Source organism: Wolbachia endosymbiont of Aedes albopictus (genome assembly GCF_024804185.1).
Classification (GTDB): Bacteria; Pseudomonadota; Alphaproteobacteria; order Rickettsiales; family Anaplasmataceae; genus Wolbachia; species Wolbachia pipientis_B.
In genome coordinates this window covers 205,159-220,810 of sequence record NZ_CP101657.1, presented here as the reverse complement: position 1 = coordinate 220,810, position 15,652 = coordinate 205,159, and the positions used below count along the sequence as shown (strand labels likewise).

General features: G+C 35.9%; 17 protein-coding genes and 1 tRNA gene. 14 read left to right on the top strand and 4 right to left on the bottom strand.

Annotated features, from left to right (window positions below):
- The first annotated feature begins 27 nt into the window (after positions 1 to 27).
- From NHG98_RS01100 to NHG98_RS01060, 9 genes are all read left to right on the top strand, one after another.
- Positions 28 to 1,278, top strand: a complete 1,251-nt coding sequence (locus NHG98_RS01100) for a PstA family ABC transporter permease (protein WP_096616154.1) — start codon at positions 28 to 30, stop codon at positions 1,276 to 1,278.
- Between the two features lie 6 nt (positions 1,279 to 1,284).
- Positions 1,285 to 2,082: a phosphoribosylformylglycinamidine synthase subunit PurQ gene (locus tag NHG98_RS01095; RefSeq protein WP_096616156.1), complete on the top strand. Its 798-nt coding sequence runs from the start codon at positions 1,285 to 1,287 to the stop codon at positions 2,080 to 2,082.
- Positions 2,083 to 3,089: 1,007 nt separating this feature from the next.
- Positions 3,090 to 3,974, top strand: coding sequence for a GTPase Era (gene era, locus NHG98_RS01090; RefSeq protein WP_096616693.1), 885 nt, complete (start codon positions 3,090 to 3,092; stop codon positions 3,972 to 3,974).
- On the top strand, positions 3,967 to 4,788 hold the full coding sequence (locus tag NHG98_RS01085; protein WP_096616691.1) for a 3'-5' exonuclease: 822 nt from the start codon (positions 3,967 to 3,969) through the stop codon (positions 4,786 to 4,788). Before era ends, NHG98_RS01085 begins: the two co-directional genes overlap by 8 nt.
- A gap of 208 nt (positions 4,789 to 4,996) precedes the next feature.
- Entirely contained in the window at positions 4,997 to 6,994 is a 1,998-nt protein-coding gene (locus tag NHG98_RS01080; RefSeq protein WP_096616688.1) for a WD0745 family porin, read from the top strand.
- A gap of 114 nt (positions 6,995 to 7,108) precedes the next feature.
- Complete coding sequence (locus tag NHG98_RS01075; protein ID WP_096616685.1) at positions 7,109 to 7,333, top strand: TA system antitoxin ParD family protein; 225 nt, start codon at positions 7,109 to 7,111, stop codon at positions 7,331 to 7,333.
- 32 nt (positions 7,334 to 7,365) lie between these two features.
- Positions 7,366 to 7,608, top strand: coding sequence for a type II toxin-antitoxin system RelE/ParE family toxin (locus NHG98_RS01070; RefSeq protein WP_259245453.1), 243 nt, complete (start codon positions 7,366 to 7,368; stop codon positions 7,606 to 7,608).
- 48 nt (positions 7,609 to 7,656) lie between these two features.
- Complete coding sequence (locus tag NHG98_RS01065) at positions 7,657 to 8,463, top strand: DUF2163 domain-containing protein (protein ID WP_096616680.1); 807 nt, start codon at positions 7,657 to 7,659, stop codon at positions 8,461 to 8,463.
- A gap of 29 nt (positions 8,464 to 8,492) precedes the next feature.
- Positions 8,493 to 8,579: transfer RNA gene (locus NHG98_RS01060), tRNA-Ser, on the top strand.
- Between the two features lie 117 nt (positions 8,580 to 8,696).
- Here the strand turns inward: NHG98_RS01060 and NHG98_RS01055 are convergent.
- A complete protein-coding gene (locus NHG98_RS01055) occupies positions 8,697 to 9,740 on the bottom strand; it encodes a class I SAM-dependent methyltransferase (protein WP_096616678.1) in 1,044 nt (347 codons plus the stop codon).
- A 101-nt stretch (positions 9,741 to 9,841) separates the two neighbouring features.
- Between NHG98_RS01055 and NHG98_RS01050 the strand changes: the two genes are divergently transcribed.
- Complete coding sequence (locus tag NHG98_RS01050) at positions 9,842 to 10,213, top strand: hypothetical protein (RefSeq protein WP_096616676.1); 372 nt, start codon at positions 9,842 to 9,844, stop codon at positions 10,211 to 10,213.
- A complete protein-coding gene (locus NHG98_RS01045) occupies positions 10,214 to 10,498 on the top strand; it encodes a DUF2610 domain-containing protein (protein WP_007549418.1) in 285 nt (94 codons plus the stop codon).
- A gap of 6 nt (positions 10,499 to 10,504) precedes the next feature.
- Here NHG98_RS01045 and dapD read toward each other — a convergent pair whose 3' ends face one another.
- Positions 10,505 to 11,335 carry a 2,3,4,5-tetrahydropyridine-2,6-dicarboxylate N-succinyltransferase gene (gene dapD, locus NHG98_RS01040; protein WP_259245450.1) on the bottom strand — a complete coding sequence of 277 codons (831 nt, stop codon included), beginning with the start codon at positions 11,333 to 11,335 and terminating at the stop codon, positions 10,505 to 10,507.
- 73 nt (positions 11,336 to 11,408) lie between these two features.
- On the opposite strand from dapD, the gene NHG98_RS01035 reads away from it, so the two are divergent.
- From NHG98_RS01035 to NHG98_RS01025, 3 genes are all read left to right on the top strand, one after another.
- A complete protein-coding gene (locus NHG98_RS01035; protein ID WP_096616673.1) occupies positions 11,409 to 11,837 on the top strand; it encodes a zinc-ribbon domain-containing protein in 429 nt (142 codons plus the stop codon).
- Between the two features lie 117 nt (positions 11,838 to 11,954).
- Positions 11,955 to 12,635, top strand: coding sequence for a ribulose-phosphate 3-epimerase (gene rpe, locus NHG98_RS01030; RefSeq protein WP_096616671.1), 681 nt, complete (start codon positions 11,955 to 11,957; stop codon positions 12,633 to 12,635).
- Between the two features lie 67 nt (positions 12,636 to 12,702).
- Positions 12,703 to 12,990 (top strand): hypothetical protein, encoded by a 288-nt coding sequence (locus NHG98_RS01025; RefSeq protein WP_259245449.1) that lies wholly within the window; start codon positions 12,703 to 12,705, stop codon positions 12,988 to 12,990.
- Between the two features lie 95 nt (positions 12,991 to 13,085).
- Here the strand turns inward: NHG98_RS01025 and pnp are convergent, their stop codons facing one another.
- Positions 13,086 to 15,359, bottom strand: coding sequence for a polyribonucleotide nucleotidyltransferase (pnp, locus tag NHG98_RS01020; protein ID WP_096616035.1), 2,274 nt, complete (start codon positions 15,357 to 15,359; stop codon positions 13,086 to 13,088).
- A 14-nt stretch (positions 15,360 to 15,373) separates the two neighbouring features.
- Positions 15,374 to 15,646, bottom strand: a complete 273-nt coding sequence (gene rpsO, locus NHG98_RS01015; RefSeq protein ID WP_096616037.1) for a 30S ribosomal protein S15 — start codon at positions 15,644 to 15,646, stop codon at positions 15,374 to 15,376.
- Positions 15,647 to 15,652 lie beyond the last annotated feature (6 nt).

Genomic DNA, 15,652 nt, shown 5'->3' with positions numbered 1-15,652 from the left:
CTTGACGATAGGATCCAGGAAAAATAAATGAGTATAAACAAAAAGTTCCTTAAATTACTTCAGTCAAAGCGTGTACATGCTCGTATAAAAAGGAAAAATAAAAAGAATAGAGCATTACGTTTTTGTTCTTTCACGGCACTAGTTATCTCACTTGGCTGTCCTGTGTGTATATTATTGAGTATATTAGTTAACTCTTACAGTGCCTTAACAGTAACGAAAATTTTATTGCCAGTTGAAATAAGTGCTGATCTTACTTTAACAAATAATCCTAGTGATTTGCGGTATAAGTCCATTGGCTTACTCAACGATTCTTTACGTAAGGTGTTTAAAGGAACTGATTTTAAAGACAGTGACGAAATTTTAAGTCGTAATTCTTACAAAGAACTAGAGAATTTTTTTTGTAAGAAAGTAAAAGATAGTGGTGAATATGAGATCTGGTTTACCGCGTCAAGTATAATTAATTCAATAAATAAAGATAAACATTTGAATGATCGTTATGCTAAATTACTTGATTGGCTAAAAGAAAAGAGGAGAGTGAAAAAATTTTTTAATAAGTCTTTATTCCTTAAATCTGACTCTCGTGAACCTGAGAATGCAGGGATTTTAGGGGCATTTATCGGTTCATTAATGACAATTATAGTGTGCCTAGCATTAGCATTACCAATAGGAATTATGTCGGGCATCTGTCTTTACGAATTTATGCCTAAAAATAGGCTAATGACTAATATTGTAGAAATTAGTATGAATAATCTTGCTGCAGTGCCTTCAATAATATTTGGTGTAGTGGGCTTAGCTCTCTATCTTGGCATATTTGGGCTACCACGCTCTTCACCACTTGTTGGTGGAATGACTCTTTCATTTATGATGTTACCTAATATTATAATTGCAACAAAAAATGCCTTTGCGAATGTTCCTATTAGGATAAAAGATGCAGCGTTTGCGCTCGGTGCACCTCACATCAAGGTGATATTAGATCACTCTTTACCAATTGCGTTACCAAGAATAATACATGGTACTGTGCTTGCAATTGCAAGGATTTTAGGTGAATCTTCCCCTTTACTTATGATAGGTATGGTGGCATTTATTGCTGATACACCTACGTCCTTTTTCGATCCGGCGACTGTTCTGCCTGTACAAATATACATATGGTCAAGTAGTCTTGAAATTGCATTTATTGAACTTGCTGCTATTGCAATTATAGCTTTATTATTGGTGTTATTTGCGTTAAATTTAGTAGTAAATTTTGTAAAAAAGAAATTCGAATTTTCTAATTTTTAGCAATTCATGAAAATCACAGTCCTATCTGGTTATGGCTTAAATTGCGAAAAAGAAACCGCATTTGCATTTATAGAATGCAGCAGAAAACTTGGTATTAGTAATATTGAAGTAAAAATCGTTCACATTAATGATATCATAGATAATCCAAGTGAACTGAGATTAAGCAATATACTTGCAATTCCAGGAGGTTTTTCCTATGGTGATGACACTGGTGCTGGTAATGCGTTTGCTTTACGTATTAAAAACAACTTGTTGGATGAGTTTCAAGAGTTTTTATCTCAGGACAAGCTGATTATAGGAATATGTAATGGTTGTCAGATATTGGTAAAATTAATTCCAGAGTTCTCTAGTCTAGCTTTAATCCATAATGATATAGGCAATTATCAATGCCGTTGGATTAGAGTGGGAGTTAATCCGCAGAGTAATTCTATTTGGCTACGGGGCCTGAGTGAACTATATCTCCCTATTGCTCATGGGGAAGGCAAATTTTTTATGGATCAAGATATTTTGAACCAATTGATTGAGAGCAATTCCACTGCATTACGTTACATTGATGAAAATGGCAACTATGCTAACCTACAATTTCCTTACAATCCGAACGGATCTACATACGACCTAGCAGCTTTATCAGATAAAAGTGGAAGAGTGCTAGCTTTAATGCCCCATCCAGAGAGGGGAATATTTTTTACTCAGCAAGATAATTGGCCTCTTGAAAAAGAAAAGAGCAAGCGTTTAGGTATTGCTGTACCAAAATATAGTGATGGAATGCTTATATTTGAAAATGCACTAAAGTATTTTTGTTAAAATTTATTGGTAGGGGTTTATGGTCGAAATTATCCTCTGATATTGCAAAAAACTTGCTTGACAAACTCCGCCAGCCCCCTTATTGTAGTATTAAGGGTATTTATGACTCAAAACTTGTTTTTGACCTGCAGGCTCAATGACAAAATTCAGTAAAAAACTCAGAGTATTTATTGGCGGATTACATAAAATTATAGCGGCTGCATGTCTTTTTTATTTTTTCTACATTCAGCCAAATCGCGCTTATTTTAAGCGTTAGCACATTATTACAGCGCCACTTACAGTAATATAGAGTCAAAACTCGCTACTCGGGGCTTCTTTTGCCTTTTTTTTTATTTGGTAAATTTCTTAATATTTGTAACTAAACGACAACCGTCGTTCCGCTATGTATTAGCGGATGAGATACCGTGAATAAATCACGGTATGACGTAGGATTGCCGTCATCCCGCTACGTGTTAGCGGCTAAGAGATACCGCGGCGGAATGACGGTTCGTGGCGGTATGAAGGTTGAGCAATTCGTCATTCCGCTATGTGTTAGCGGCTAAGAGATACCGCGGCGGAATGACGGTTCGCGGCGGTATGAAGGTTAAGCAATTCGTCATCCCGCTGCTTGTTAGCGGATGAGATACCGCGGCGGTATGACGGTCTGCGGTGGAATGACGGTTAAGTAATTCGTCATTCCGCTATGTGTTAGCGGCTAAGAGATACCGCGGCGGTATGACGGTCTGCGGTGGAATGACGGTTAAGCAATTCGTCATCCCGCTGCTTGTTAGCGGGATCTCTTGTTAGCGCCGCGGCGAAATGACGGTTAAGCAATTCGTCATCCCGCTACGTGTTAGCGGCTAAGAGATACCACGGCGGTATGACGGTCTGCGGTGGAATGACGGTTAAGCAATTCGTCATCCCGCTGCTTGTTAGCGGGATCTAGAGATACCACGGCGGTATGACGTAGGGGTTGCCGAGATTCCAGTGCTTGACACTGTCATCCAGTTTTCTTTATAATTTCCTTTGTGAAAGAACAAAAGTGCTTATTTGTAACCATAGCTGGCTTACCAAATGCTGGGAAGTCTACATTAATTAACAGCATCATAGGCAAGAAAATTGCAATTGTCACCCCTAAGGTGCAGACAACAAGGACGCAAATAAGGGGTATTGCAACATGCAACAACACACAAATTGTCTTTACTGACTCCCCAGGAATTTTCTCAGCAGAAACAAAACTTGAAAAAGCTTTAGTCAAATCTGCATGGTCAGCAATAAAGGGTGATGATATCACTTTGTTACTTGTTGATGTAAGCAATTACTTAAAAAACATAGAAAGAATAAAAACTATATTTGCACGACTGCAGCGCACAAAAGGCAGATGCATTTTGGTTATCAATAAAACTGATTTGGTAAAAAGGCCAGAACTCAAGATGGCTCATGAGCATCTGAATTTGCTTTATAAATTTGAAAAGGTGTTTATGATATCAGCATTAAAGAATGATGGCCTTTCTGATTTGATGAATTACTTGTCTGAAGTTGCACCGGTGAGCTCTTGGTTTTATGAAGAAGATCAAATAACCGATTCCTCGACAAATTTTTTATCAGCAGAAATTACGAGAGAAAAATTATTCTTGAACTTGCGTGAAGAATTGCCATACTCTACAGCTGTTATAACTGAACAATTTGAGGAAAAAAAAGATGAGAGTTTAGTCATCAAACAGATCATATTCGTGTTGAAAGATAGTCATAAAAAAATAGTGCTAGGGAAAGATGGCAGTAATATTAAAAAAATTAATATCGAAGCACGTGCTGAACTAGAAAAATTATTTGAGAGCAAGGTTCACCTCTTTTTGTTCGTAAAAGTGCGACCTTGGATCAACCGTCCGGAGGAGTATATAGGCAATGCTTAATTCTTTGTTAGTATTTGATATTGAAACTATACCGGATATAAATTCCTGCAAGAATTTGCTGGATATTGATGACAATAGCAGTGTGGAAGAGAAAAGGGACGCATTAACAAAATACCACCTGGAAATAACAAACGGGCAGAACTCTTTTCTGCGTCAGCCCTTCCATCAAATTGTAGTTATTAGTTTTTTACTTTGCAATATAAGCTGCCAGAGCGGTTACGAAGTGTTCACACTGCAAGAAATTAGATCTGGAGGCACACTAAATTCCAGTGAAAAGGAGCTAGTGAAAGGATTTTTTAACTACATATCAGAGAAAAAGCCAAGATTAGTTTCGTTCAACGGACGCACTTTTGATATACCAGTACTGAAGTATCGTGCTATGGTCCATGGCATTCAAGCAGAATATTTTCATAAAGCTGGCGATAAGTGGAATAGTTACAATCAGAGATATAGTAGTGATTGGCATTGTGACTTACTTGAAACCCTCTCTGATTTTGGAGCCTCTGCAAGAGTAAAAATGAACGAAGTTTGTGCAGCATTTAATCTTCCTGGTAAGATTGGAGTTGATGGGTCACAAGTTATGGGCTTATACGATAGCGGCAAAATACAAGAGATTCGAGATTATTGCGAAACGGATGTAATTAATACTTATTTGATTTACTTAAGGTTCGTGCATCATCAGGGAAGGATTACTACTGAAAGCTACAACAAAAGCGTGGAAGAGCTGCTTTTAGAGTGCGAAAAAAAAGAACATCTGAAGAAATTTAAAGAAGAATGGCAAATAACTTGTGGTGGAAAAATTTTACTTCCATAGAATAAATAGTAGAGTTATAATGCACTAACAAGCGAACCTCTGTACTAAGTTTTGGTTAATATACACGTTGAGCGTATTAAGAAAGTTGCTTTTAAGGTATTGCATTTTACTTTTATTTTCGTTATAAGGTTGCTTTAAGTTGAATTTTCAACATTTTTATATTATTTACATTTAAGACAATGATTTCGAAATTTTTTGGGGGCACTTCATGAAAAAATCTATTTATACTAGAACTGCTCTAGTTTCTTTATTAACTTTATGTTCTTTCAGCAGTTTTGCAGCTGACTTTCCTGATGAGAGTATGAAGGAAATAAAAAAACAGGAGAGCACAAAAACTTCTGGAAAAACAGAAGTTATGAAAACATCAAATAAAAAATTGAAAGAAAAGATGGACAGAATATGTAATACTGATCCAAGAAAAAAAGCTGAAGAGCTTAAGAAAAAAGAGGAGCTAAGATTAGCAGCCGAGCAGAAGAAAAAAGAGGAGATTAGGCTAGCAAATGAGAAAAAAGCAAAGCTTATAGAGGATTCAAAAGCGAAAGCTCTAAATGCTAAGAATTCTAATATAGAAAAAGGTAAAGTTTCAAAAACTAAGGTTTCTAAAACTAAGAATGCTAAAATTAAAGCTAAAGATGTAAAGAAGGATGTAAAAGTTATTAACAAAAATACAGAGGAAAAAGTTAAGGCAAATCCTGTTGTTTCAGTTGGTGGGGTTGATATTATCGACACTAACCAAGGAAAAGATGGCTTAAGAATAACTTTCGGTGGTGTTGTTGATGCTCAAAGCCATGGCAAACCTGGAATAATTGGTGATAAGCGTTATAACATTATGCCGGGCAAATCTGCAGATTATTTCAACAATGCTCAGAATAACATAAAAGGAGCAAATCCAATATTCCCTGGGGGAATAGGAAATATTGGTGATTATAGCGAAAGCATGGGTATGATTTCGGATGCAATATTGCACTTAAGAGCTGAAAACAAAAATGAAGATTTAGGACTTCTTTATGGTGCTGATGTGCAGTTTCATGTCCCAGTTACTGAAGGTAAGGGAGCATCACAAGGTGTGAATGCTGCAAGGGGCAGAAGTGCACATGTGTTTTTGAGTTCAAAATATGGTGACGTGAAGCTTGGTTACCAATTTGGGCCTGAGGCTCTGATGAGACTTGATGCAACAAGAATTGCAACTGTTGACGGGGCTGCAGATAGCGACTGGTTCAGAAAAGTGAATTTAGAAGGAAGTGCTGCAAATTTTCCATTTTACGTAACACCACGTCTTTACACTGAAAGCTTCTCAAGCGAGAGTGAAAAACTCTCCTTCCGTATGGCAGGGAAATACAACAAAGATGTTATGACTACACTGCCGTTTAGAGCTGCTTACTACTCACCAAATTATATGGGTGCAAGATTTGGTATTAGCTACTCACCTCGCTATGATAGTGGTTTATCCGTTGTAAAAGAAATAGCTCCAGATCTTCTCAAAGATTCAAGTGATAAGGTAACGGGGATAAAACATGAGGAGACGCTAAGACATGTTGGGCCAGACTATGAGCACATAATAAGTGCTGGTGCATCATATGAATATGACTTTAGTAAACATAACATAAAAGTTAAAACTTCTGTGGTTGGTGAGTATGGTCAAGTAAAAGAACCAAATAAAGGTAAGCATCTTTATAATGAGTTCATAGAATACAATAACCTGGCAGGTATTAATTTAGGTGCAAGTGCTGATTATAAGATTAATGAAGATCAAGGTGTAAAATTTGCTGCTTCTTTTGCATATTTGGGCAAATCTGGTCAACCAAAAGGTATTGAAAAATTAGGCAATAATGGTGAATACAGCAAAATTGGTAGTGGTACCACTACCGATGATGGTAAAAGAGTGAAAGGCTTAGAAGATCAATTTGTAGGAGATGGTAAAGACACTATGTACTGGACTGCAGGTGTTGGCTATCAATATGAGAATATCTACACAAGCTTGACATACTTTGGCAGTAGAATGAATGATGGAGATATGCTTCACGATGGTGCACTTGGCGTTCAATATGATCTTTCTCCTGCATGCAGTAAGAGCAAATTTGTTCCTTATGCAGCTCTCCATTATTTTATGACTGACGAAAAAGGTGTGATGAAAGATAAAAATGATGCTGATGTACCTTCTAACCAAGGAGTTCTTCTGCTCACTGGTGTGAAGTTTTCTTTCTAACCAGCTAATACACACCACAGCTTGAATGTGGTGTGTATTTCCAGATGAAAATTATTTATATTGAAAAAATTTTCAATATATGGTATAACAGCTTAAAGTAGAAGTAACAATATCATGGATATAACAGTAAATCTTGATGGAGAATTTGAGAAAATAGTACAGTCTCATTCTATGTTACAAAATCGTTCCGTACCACAACAAGTCAAGCATTGGGCTAAAGTTGGTCAGATTGTTGAAAATAACCCTGAGCTAAGCTATAACATCATTAAAGAAATCCTTTCAGGCATCAAGGATGCTAAATTAGGCAATATTGAAGAGTATAAGCCTATAAAGCTTTGAAAATTCTTCTTACCAATACTTTTAAGCGGTCAATGAAAAAGCTGCATAACAATCAACTATCTAAACTTGAAGAAGCTATCAAGCAAGTCCAAGGCAATCCACATATTGGAGAGCTCAAATCAGGCGACCTTGCAAATGTTCGTGTGTATAAATTTTCCATTTTTAATCAACTTACTTTGTTGGCTTATTTTTACAATGAACAAAATGATGAATTAACATTTCTTGCCCTTGCTCCACATGAGAATTTTTATAGAGATCTGAAGAAGCGAGTTTAGTCAACATAGCAGCCGTTTCTTTTCTACCATTATTTATAGGAGGCCCCTATGCAAACCACACTAAAAAATCATTTAGCTGGAGAATTACTTACCACTGCTACGTGCTGGAAATTAATGCTTGCAGGTGGAGAAGTAATGGGATTCACTGACTATGATGAAGATTTAAATATTGATAATATACTCTATGAATCTTCAAGTGGGTTTACAGCCAGTAGTATAATATTAAACAGCGATTTAAAAACTGATAATCTAGAAATTGAAGGGATATTAAATAGTGTTGATATTAAAGAAGAAGATGTTTTATCAGGAAAGTACGACTTTGCAAATATTGAGATATTTCTTGTGAATTATAAAGACTTGATCCAGGGGACAATGAATCTACATTCAGGAACTTTTGGTAAAGTGACATTAAGTAGTGGAAGATTTATTGTTGAAATTAGAGGGCTTTCAGCAAAGCTTGAGAGAAGCATAGCAGAATTATACTCTCCTGCATGCAGAGCACAATTTTGCGATGATAAATGTAAAGCCGATACTAAAAAATTTAGTAAAATAAGTACAATCACTAAAGTAATAGACGAAAGAAGATTTGAAGACACGAATTTAACTGAGAGTGATGAATATTATAAGCACGGAGTAGTGAAATTCTTTGGCTCAACAGCGTTTGAAAGTATAGTAAAAGAATATAAAAATAGAGTGGTTACATTATTTACTTCGCCTTCATACCAAATTTTTGCTGGAGATAAATATTCAATACTCGCAGGTTGCGATAAAACATTTCCAACTTGCAAAAACAAGTTTAACAATACTGTGAATTTCCGTGGTGAACCCTATATACCAGGTTTTTATATTGTTTAGCAGCATAATTTTCAATATTATGAATACATGGAAAGGTGGCTGAGTGGTCTAAAGCACACGCTTGGAAAGCGTGCACATATGAAAATATGTCGGGGGTTCGAATCCCCCCTTTTCCGCATATCACTTCTAGAATAGTATAAAACCCGCTATGTCAGCCTCCTTTTATCCCACTTAGGTATGTACCAATATACCTAATTTTGTTACAACATTCCCAATAACATAAATTATTTTAGCTATACTATCAATAGCATTGCTTTAAAAAGAGTGCCCATATTTTCAGTCAACCTTAAGAATTCACTAAAGATCCTATTCTTTTGTTCATCACTTGCGCTTTTCATTAAAGCCTGAGTTCTTTCTTTTATGCCAAAAAGATATAAAAATTCTCTTTGAGTTAAAATCTCGCAATCTACGTGTTTTAATGAATCTTTTAATACTTGAAAGTTTACAAGTGCAGTAATATCGCTATTACCAACATTCTCAAGAAAATTAGCATACTTATGTTGTTTTATCGATTGCAAAGTGCTCTTATATCCAGGATATACATAACCATAATCTATAATCAACGCAGCTCCTTTATTATTATGTATCTTCTTCTCAAGTTTTTTTAATATTTCAACCCCAGTTGAACATATTTCCACCACTGCACCATTAAAAAGTTTTCCATTTGTCGTCTGAGTCGCTAATACTGAAACCCATGATTCTTTCTTTCTGGATTTCAGTGCCACGCACTGGAATGACACTCCATCATCTTGTTTTGTTACCCTATTTTCGTACCACTGCCCATCGCGGTAAACAAACTGATCTATCGGAAGAGCGTCAAAGAACTCATTTGCTAAAAAAATGGTTGGTTGTTCTGGTAGGTTGTCAATATCTTTGTGCCAATTAACACCTAAGCCTTTTAATTTTTCCTTTTGTATCTTCCGTAAAGTAGGGCTTATTTCAACTAAGTGGATCAACATTGAATTAAAAAAGCTGCTGTACTTTTTAGTGACTCTTATTATATCGTGAATGAGTGTTCCTTTGCCTGGCCCAAGTTCAACTAGAGAAAATTTTGATGGCTTTCCTAATTTTTCCCATGTATGCATTATCCAAACTGCAATTACTTCACCAAATAATTGGCTGATCTCAGGTGCAGTAGTAAAATCACCATCCTTACCAAGTGGTAATCTACTCGTATAGTAGCCGTATCTTTCATGGTACAAAACGGCATTCATGAAATCACTGATGGATATTGATCCTTGACTTTTGTCAATTAATTCGTGTATATAAGAGAGCATGTTATTAATAAATGTTTAACTATAGCGTGCCATAATATAAAATAGTAGAGTATTTATATATATAGTATAAACTTAAGTTTGTGAGTAATAGTGCTTCAGTTATGGACGACAAAAACACCGATTATGTTGCCCTTATACCTCAAGATGATAGTATTGAATACAAATTTGAAGAAGCTGTCAATTTTATAGAAAACAAGGTTATAAATGCTGATGGACTAACTTTAGTGGAAGTATTTCAAGTGCTAGTTCAAATGCTAGATGGTGATCTAGAATTGGTAAAAAAAATACTAGCATATGCTAATGTTATGGCAAAGCATGGAATGAAGGTAGCAAAAGAGTCGCAATTAAGCAGAGCTGATGTTCGCCGAGCTTTGGAAGGTAAAGAAAGTGTTATCAATAGACAAGATTTTATAAAGAAACCACCTCTTCCACCTGCTATAAAATCGACCAAAAAGAAAAGTAGAGGTCTTTAGATGGCTGAATCTATAAAAAAATTTACTGTACAATGTGACTTCAAAGGACAAAGTTCACCTTTTGCAATATATATAGGAAATCCAAAAAGTGATGCTCATCCAATTCATCATCAAGATTCCTGGCTTGTAAAAGAACGTGGAGGGAATATTCCTAACAAAGTAAAAGAAAGTCTACAAAAATTATATAAACTATCTCAAGAAAATGGAGTCTCTTTCTCAGAGTTATGTGCGTATGCCATTACTGTGGTTAGTAATAATGATAAAAAAAGTGACGACAAGCAGTGAGATAGTTTAATCCCTCAATATTTCATTTATAGAGGTTTTCGATCTCGTCTTTTCATCCACTTTTTTTACTATAACTGCACAATAGGTTGAAATGTTATTTTTAGATGGAATAGACCCTGGTACCACTACAGAACAAGGTGGCACTTCGCCATAAAATACCTCGCTAGTTTCTCTATCAATAATCTTTGTTGATGCTCCAATAAACACACCCATGCCAAGGACTGATCCTTCTCTAACTACCACACCCTCGGCTACCTCGCTACGTGCTCCAATAAAGCAATTATCTTCTATAATGACAGGTGAAGCTTGAATAGGCTCAAGGACTCCACCTATTCCCACTCCACCGGAAATATGGCAGTTTTTTCCTATTTGCGCACAGCTACCAATCGTTGACCAGGTATCTATCATTGTTCCTGAATCAACATATGCACCAACGTTGATAAAACTTGGCATTAGAACAACATTTATACCTATATAAGCAGATCGGCGGACAAAACACCCAGGAACTGCTCTAATTTTTAACTGGCGAAATTTTTCCTCATTCCATTCACTAAATTTGTTACCGATCTTGTCAAACCAGCAATTGGTATTGTCTATTATTTTGTTTTCTTCAGTGAGAAAATGTAATAATATTGCCTGCTTTATCCACTTATGTACTACCCATTCTCCACTTGATAGCTTTTCTGCTACTCTAATTTTGCCACTATCAAGGAGCTCAATTACCTCTTTAATCGCTATTCTTGCTGTTTCCTTTAGGTTACAATCATTAAATTTTTCTCTATTTTTCCAAATATTTTCTATCTCACTTTGTGTTTTTTTTAGTTGCAAACTTTCCATTTGTTATATATATTAATATTAAATTTATAGCTCTGTATCATTTGAGCTTGTTACCACTTTATATGTAAGTGCTATGAAAATACAATGTAATAGTTGTACTAAAACTTACTTAGTATCTTCTGAGCAAATTGGTGCATTTGGAAGAAAGGTAAAGTGTACGAACTGCAGTCATATATGGTATGAACATCTAGAAGAAGCATCAAACAGATCGCACTCTGCTAATATACAGGAAAAAAAAATTAGTGGAAGGAATTTTTTACAAAATCTAGCATTTACCACTCTAGCTTTTGCAACAGCTACAGGGTTATGCGTCGTAATTGCCAATGGCATCTTTCCTAGAGAGATGAACAAAGCATACAAAACGATCAGTTCATATAAGGATTCAATAAGCTATAAATTAGGGTACAAAAAAGAAAAAACAGAAAATCCAAATGTAAAAAAACTTGTTGTAAATAAGTTTTATCAAGACTACCTTTTTTTATCTAATTTAAGATCTAGTTAAATAGGCATAAACCATCGCCGATATCGGTATCCAGTTCCTATAGCTACTCAGATGATGCAAATAGTATTAGGGTGACAGAGTTTTGAAAATAAGTTATCTTTTAGTAAAGAACAGCTCATGAGTATTAAAATTGCACCTTCTATACTTTCAGCAGACTTTGCAAAGTTAGGAGAAGAAGTAAGAAAAATTAGCGATTTAGGTGTGGATTACATACACATAGACGTTATGGATGGGAATTTCGTCTCAAATATTACAATTGGTCCTAGCGTTGTCTCTGCAATACGTAAATATAGCAATCTTCCTTTTGATGTGCATTTAATGGTCAAATCTCCTGGTGACCATATTGAAAGCTTTATAAATGCTGGTGCTGATATTATCACTGTACATGCAGAAGCAGAGATACATCTTGAGAGATTGATAAGAAAGATAAAGTCATACAAAAATGTAAACGATGCAAAAAAACCGATTCAAGTTGGAGTTTCAATTGTTCCTTCAACTTCTCCAAGTGTGCTTGAATACATAATACATGAGCTAGATATTGTGCTGATTATGACAGTCAACCCTGGCTTTGGAGGGCAGGAATTTATTCATTCACAATTGAACAAGATATCTACTATAAAAAAAATGATACAGGAGCGTAATCTTAAAACACAAATTTCAGTAGATGGTGGAATTAACTTTTCTAACGCAGCTGATATAATAAAAGCAGGTGCTGATATTTTAGTTGCGGGATCGGCAATATTCAAGACTGAAGATATTAAGAAGGCCGTAAACGATCTTAAAAATCCATCGTGGTAATCCTATATAGCTAGTGCAGCCCTACGTCATACTGCGATTTATTCCATAATTGTACGAACATTATGATTTGAGAGCAATTTCCACTAGGAAGGTGTCATTCCAGTGCCTCTATGATGTCATCCCAGTGCTTGACACTGGGATCCAGCTTTTTCATAATCATCAAAATGTTGTATTTTTACATAAAATGGCTACTTTTATGCTTACCAACTTAATAAAATTCCTGGATCCCAGTGTCAAGCACTGGGATCTGATGGGCCAAAATCACAATGTTCGTACAGCTATGGATTCGTTCGCGGTATCTCAGCCGCTAACACGTAGCGGAATGTTGGCAAACCTAAGATCTTTAGCTAATTAACACAAATTATTTCTATTATCTACCAATTTGAAAAAGTCTCTGGTCCAAGTAGTCAAGCTACTTGGATGACAAGAGGTAACGCAAGAAGTTTACTCTTAATAAAAGCCTGATGATGAATCATTATTACCAAATTTCGGCCTATTTCTGTTGCTGAAGCCAGAACGAGGACGAGAAGGCCTCTTATGGTGACTTCCTCCAGGTTTCCTATTAAATGAATTATTGTAATAATTATCCCTGTCATTTGGACCATCTTTCCTTTCCTCGTTGTAAAGCTCACCTTCAAAAAACTCTCCCGTCTCTTGATCAACTCGACGTCTTGACAACTTTGGACATCCACCTTTTTCGAAATCAATTACTAGTGCTTTGAAAGTATCACCTTGTTTAAGTATGCTCTCTATAGAATCTATGTGTTCATTAGCTACTTCACTTATGTGCATTTTTCCTTTTCTGCCATTAAGAAATTCAAGCTCTACAATAGACTTCTCTATTTTTACAACTTTGACATCAACTATAGAACCTTGCTCTAGTTCTGTTATTGAATCAATCATCATACTCTTTGCAATTTCAGCTTCAGTACCACTCGTGGCAAAAACAGAAACTTTACCATCATCTCCTATTTCAATTTTTGCATTACTTCTTTCACACACACTACGTATATTTTTTCCTTTAGCACCAATAGCTGCAGAAATTTTGTCTTTATCTATGTAAAATGATAACATCCTTGGTGCATGGTCTTTGACGTCATCACTGTGTTCTGAAATCACTGCATTCATTTTTTCTAAAATATGTAATCTTCCAGCTTTTGCCTGTTCTAAAGATTTTTCAACAATTTCAAAGCTTATACCAGAAATTTTCATGTCCATTTGTAACGCCGTAACCCCTTCACTAGTTCCTGCTACTTTAAAGTCCATATCACCAAGATAATCTTCATCACCCAATATATCGGAAAGTATTACATACTCGTCTTTATCTTGAATGAGACCCATAGCAATTCCAGCAACAGGGGCCTTTATTGGCACACCCGTATCCATTAAAGCAAGAGAAGTCCCACAAACTGTTGCCATAGAAGAAGAACCATCAGATTCCATAATTTCAGATACTACTCTTATTGTATAAGGGAATTCGGATTTATCAGGTAAAACAGGATGAATTGCTTTCCAAGCAAGTTTGCCATGACCGATTTCTCTTCTTCCTGGTGCACGTGCAGCAGAAGTTTCTCCAACAGCAAATGAGGGAAAGTTATAATGCAACATGAAATGCTCACGTCTATCCCCTTCAATATCATCCACAATTTGCTCATCTTGAGTAGTGCCAAGAGCAGTAACAACCAGTGCCTGAGTATTGCCTCTTGTAAATAGTGCAGAACCGTGAGTTCTGGACAGAACATCAACTTCAACTTCTATCTGACGTATCTCATCATGCTTACGACCGTCTATCCTTACACCTTTCTTCCTAATTATTTCACGTACTAAAGATCTTTCAAAGTTTTTTATTGCATACGTAATTAACTTTTCATCTTTTCCAGTCTCTTTAAGAGTGTTCAATATATTCTCTCTGACCGCTTCTAGAGCTTGAACTCGCTCTTGTTTTACTGTTTGCAAATATGCTTTTTCAAAATCTTTACCGTATTTTTCGAGCTCTTGTGTTATATCTGATGTATCAACAGGAGCAAAGCTTTCAGGCTTATTGCCAACTGTATCAGCAAACTCTTTTATGAGCTTGATGACAGGTTTAAGGTGTTCATGGCCAAATTTTATTGCATTAAAAACGTTTTCTTCAGAGAGCTCTTTTACTTCTGATTCAACCATTAAAATTGAATTTTCATCACCGGACAAAAACAGATCCAAGCTGCTTGCTTTCATCTCTTGAACAGAAGGGTTGAGTATATAGTTATTATTTTCATCACAACCAACTATCACTCCAGCTATAGTAAAGTGAAAAGGAACACCAGAAATCGCAAGAGCTGCAACAGCACCAATCAATGCTGGCACTTCAGGAGGATTGACTGTATCATAAGTTAATAGATTACACACCACACTAATTTCATCATGAAATCCTTCTGGAAAGAGTGGCCTTACACTCCTATCTATTACTCTTGAGATTAAAGTTTCTCTATCAGATGGCTTGCCTTCTCTTTTAAAAAAACCACCAGGGATCTTACCCATGGCATAGCTTTTTGCGATAAACTGCACATTTAAAGGTAGGAAATCAACGCTTTCTTCCTTCTCTTTACGTACAACAGTTACTAAAACAGAAGTATCACCGTAATTTACAACTACTGAACCATGAGCTTGGCGTGCTATTTTTCCTGTTTCTAAAGATAAGGCACGACCACCCCACTCTATAGATTTTTTTATAATTTTAAACATACTAAATTCCTCGATTATTTTCTAATGCCTAACTTCTCTATTAATTCCTGGTAGGCTTCATTACCAAATCTACGCTTTATATAATTTAAGTGCTTGCGTCTTCTACCTATCAATATAAGTAAACCACGCTTAGAGTGATGGTCATGCTTGTGCACTTTAAAATGCTCAGTTAAGTTGCTGATCCTCTCGGTCAAAATTGCACATTGTACAAAAGATGAACCTGTATCATCTTCTTTAATTGCATATATATTTATCAAACTCTTTTTCTTTTCGGATGTTATCGACATCTAAAC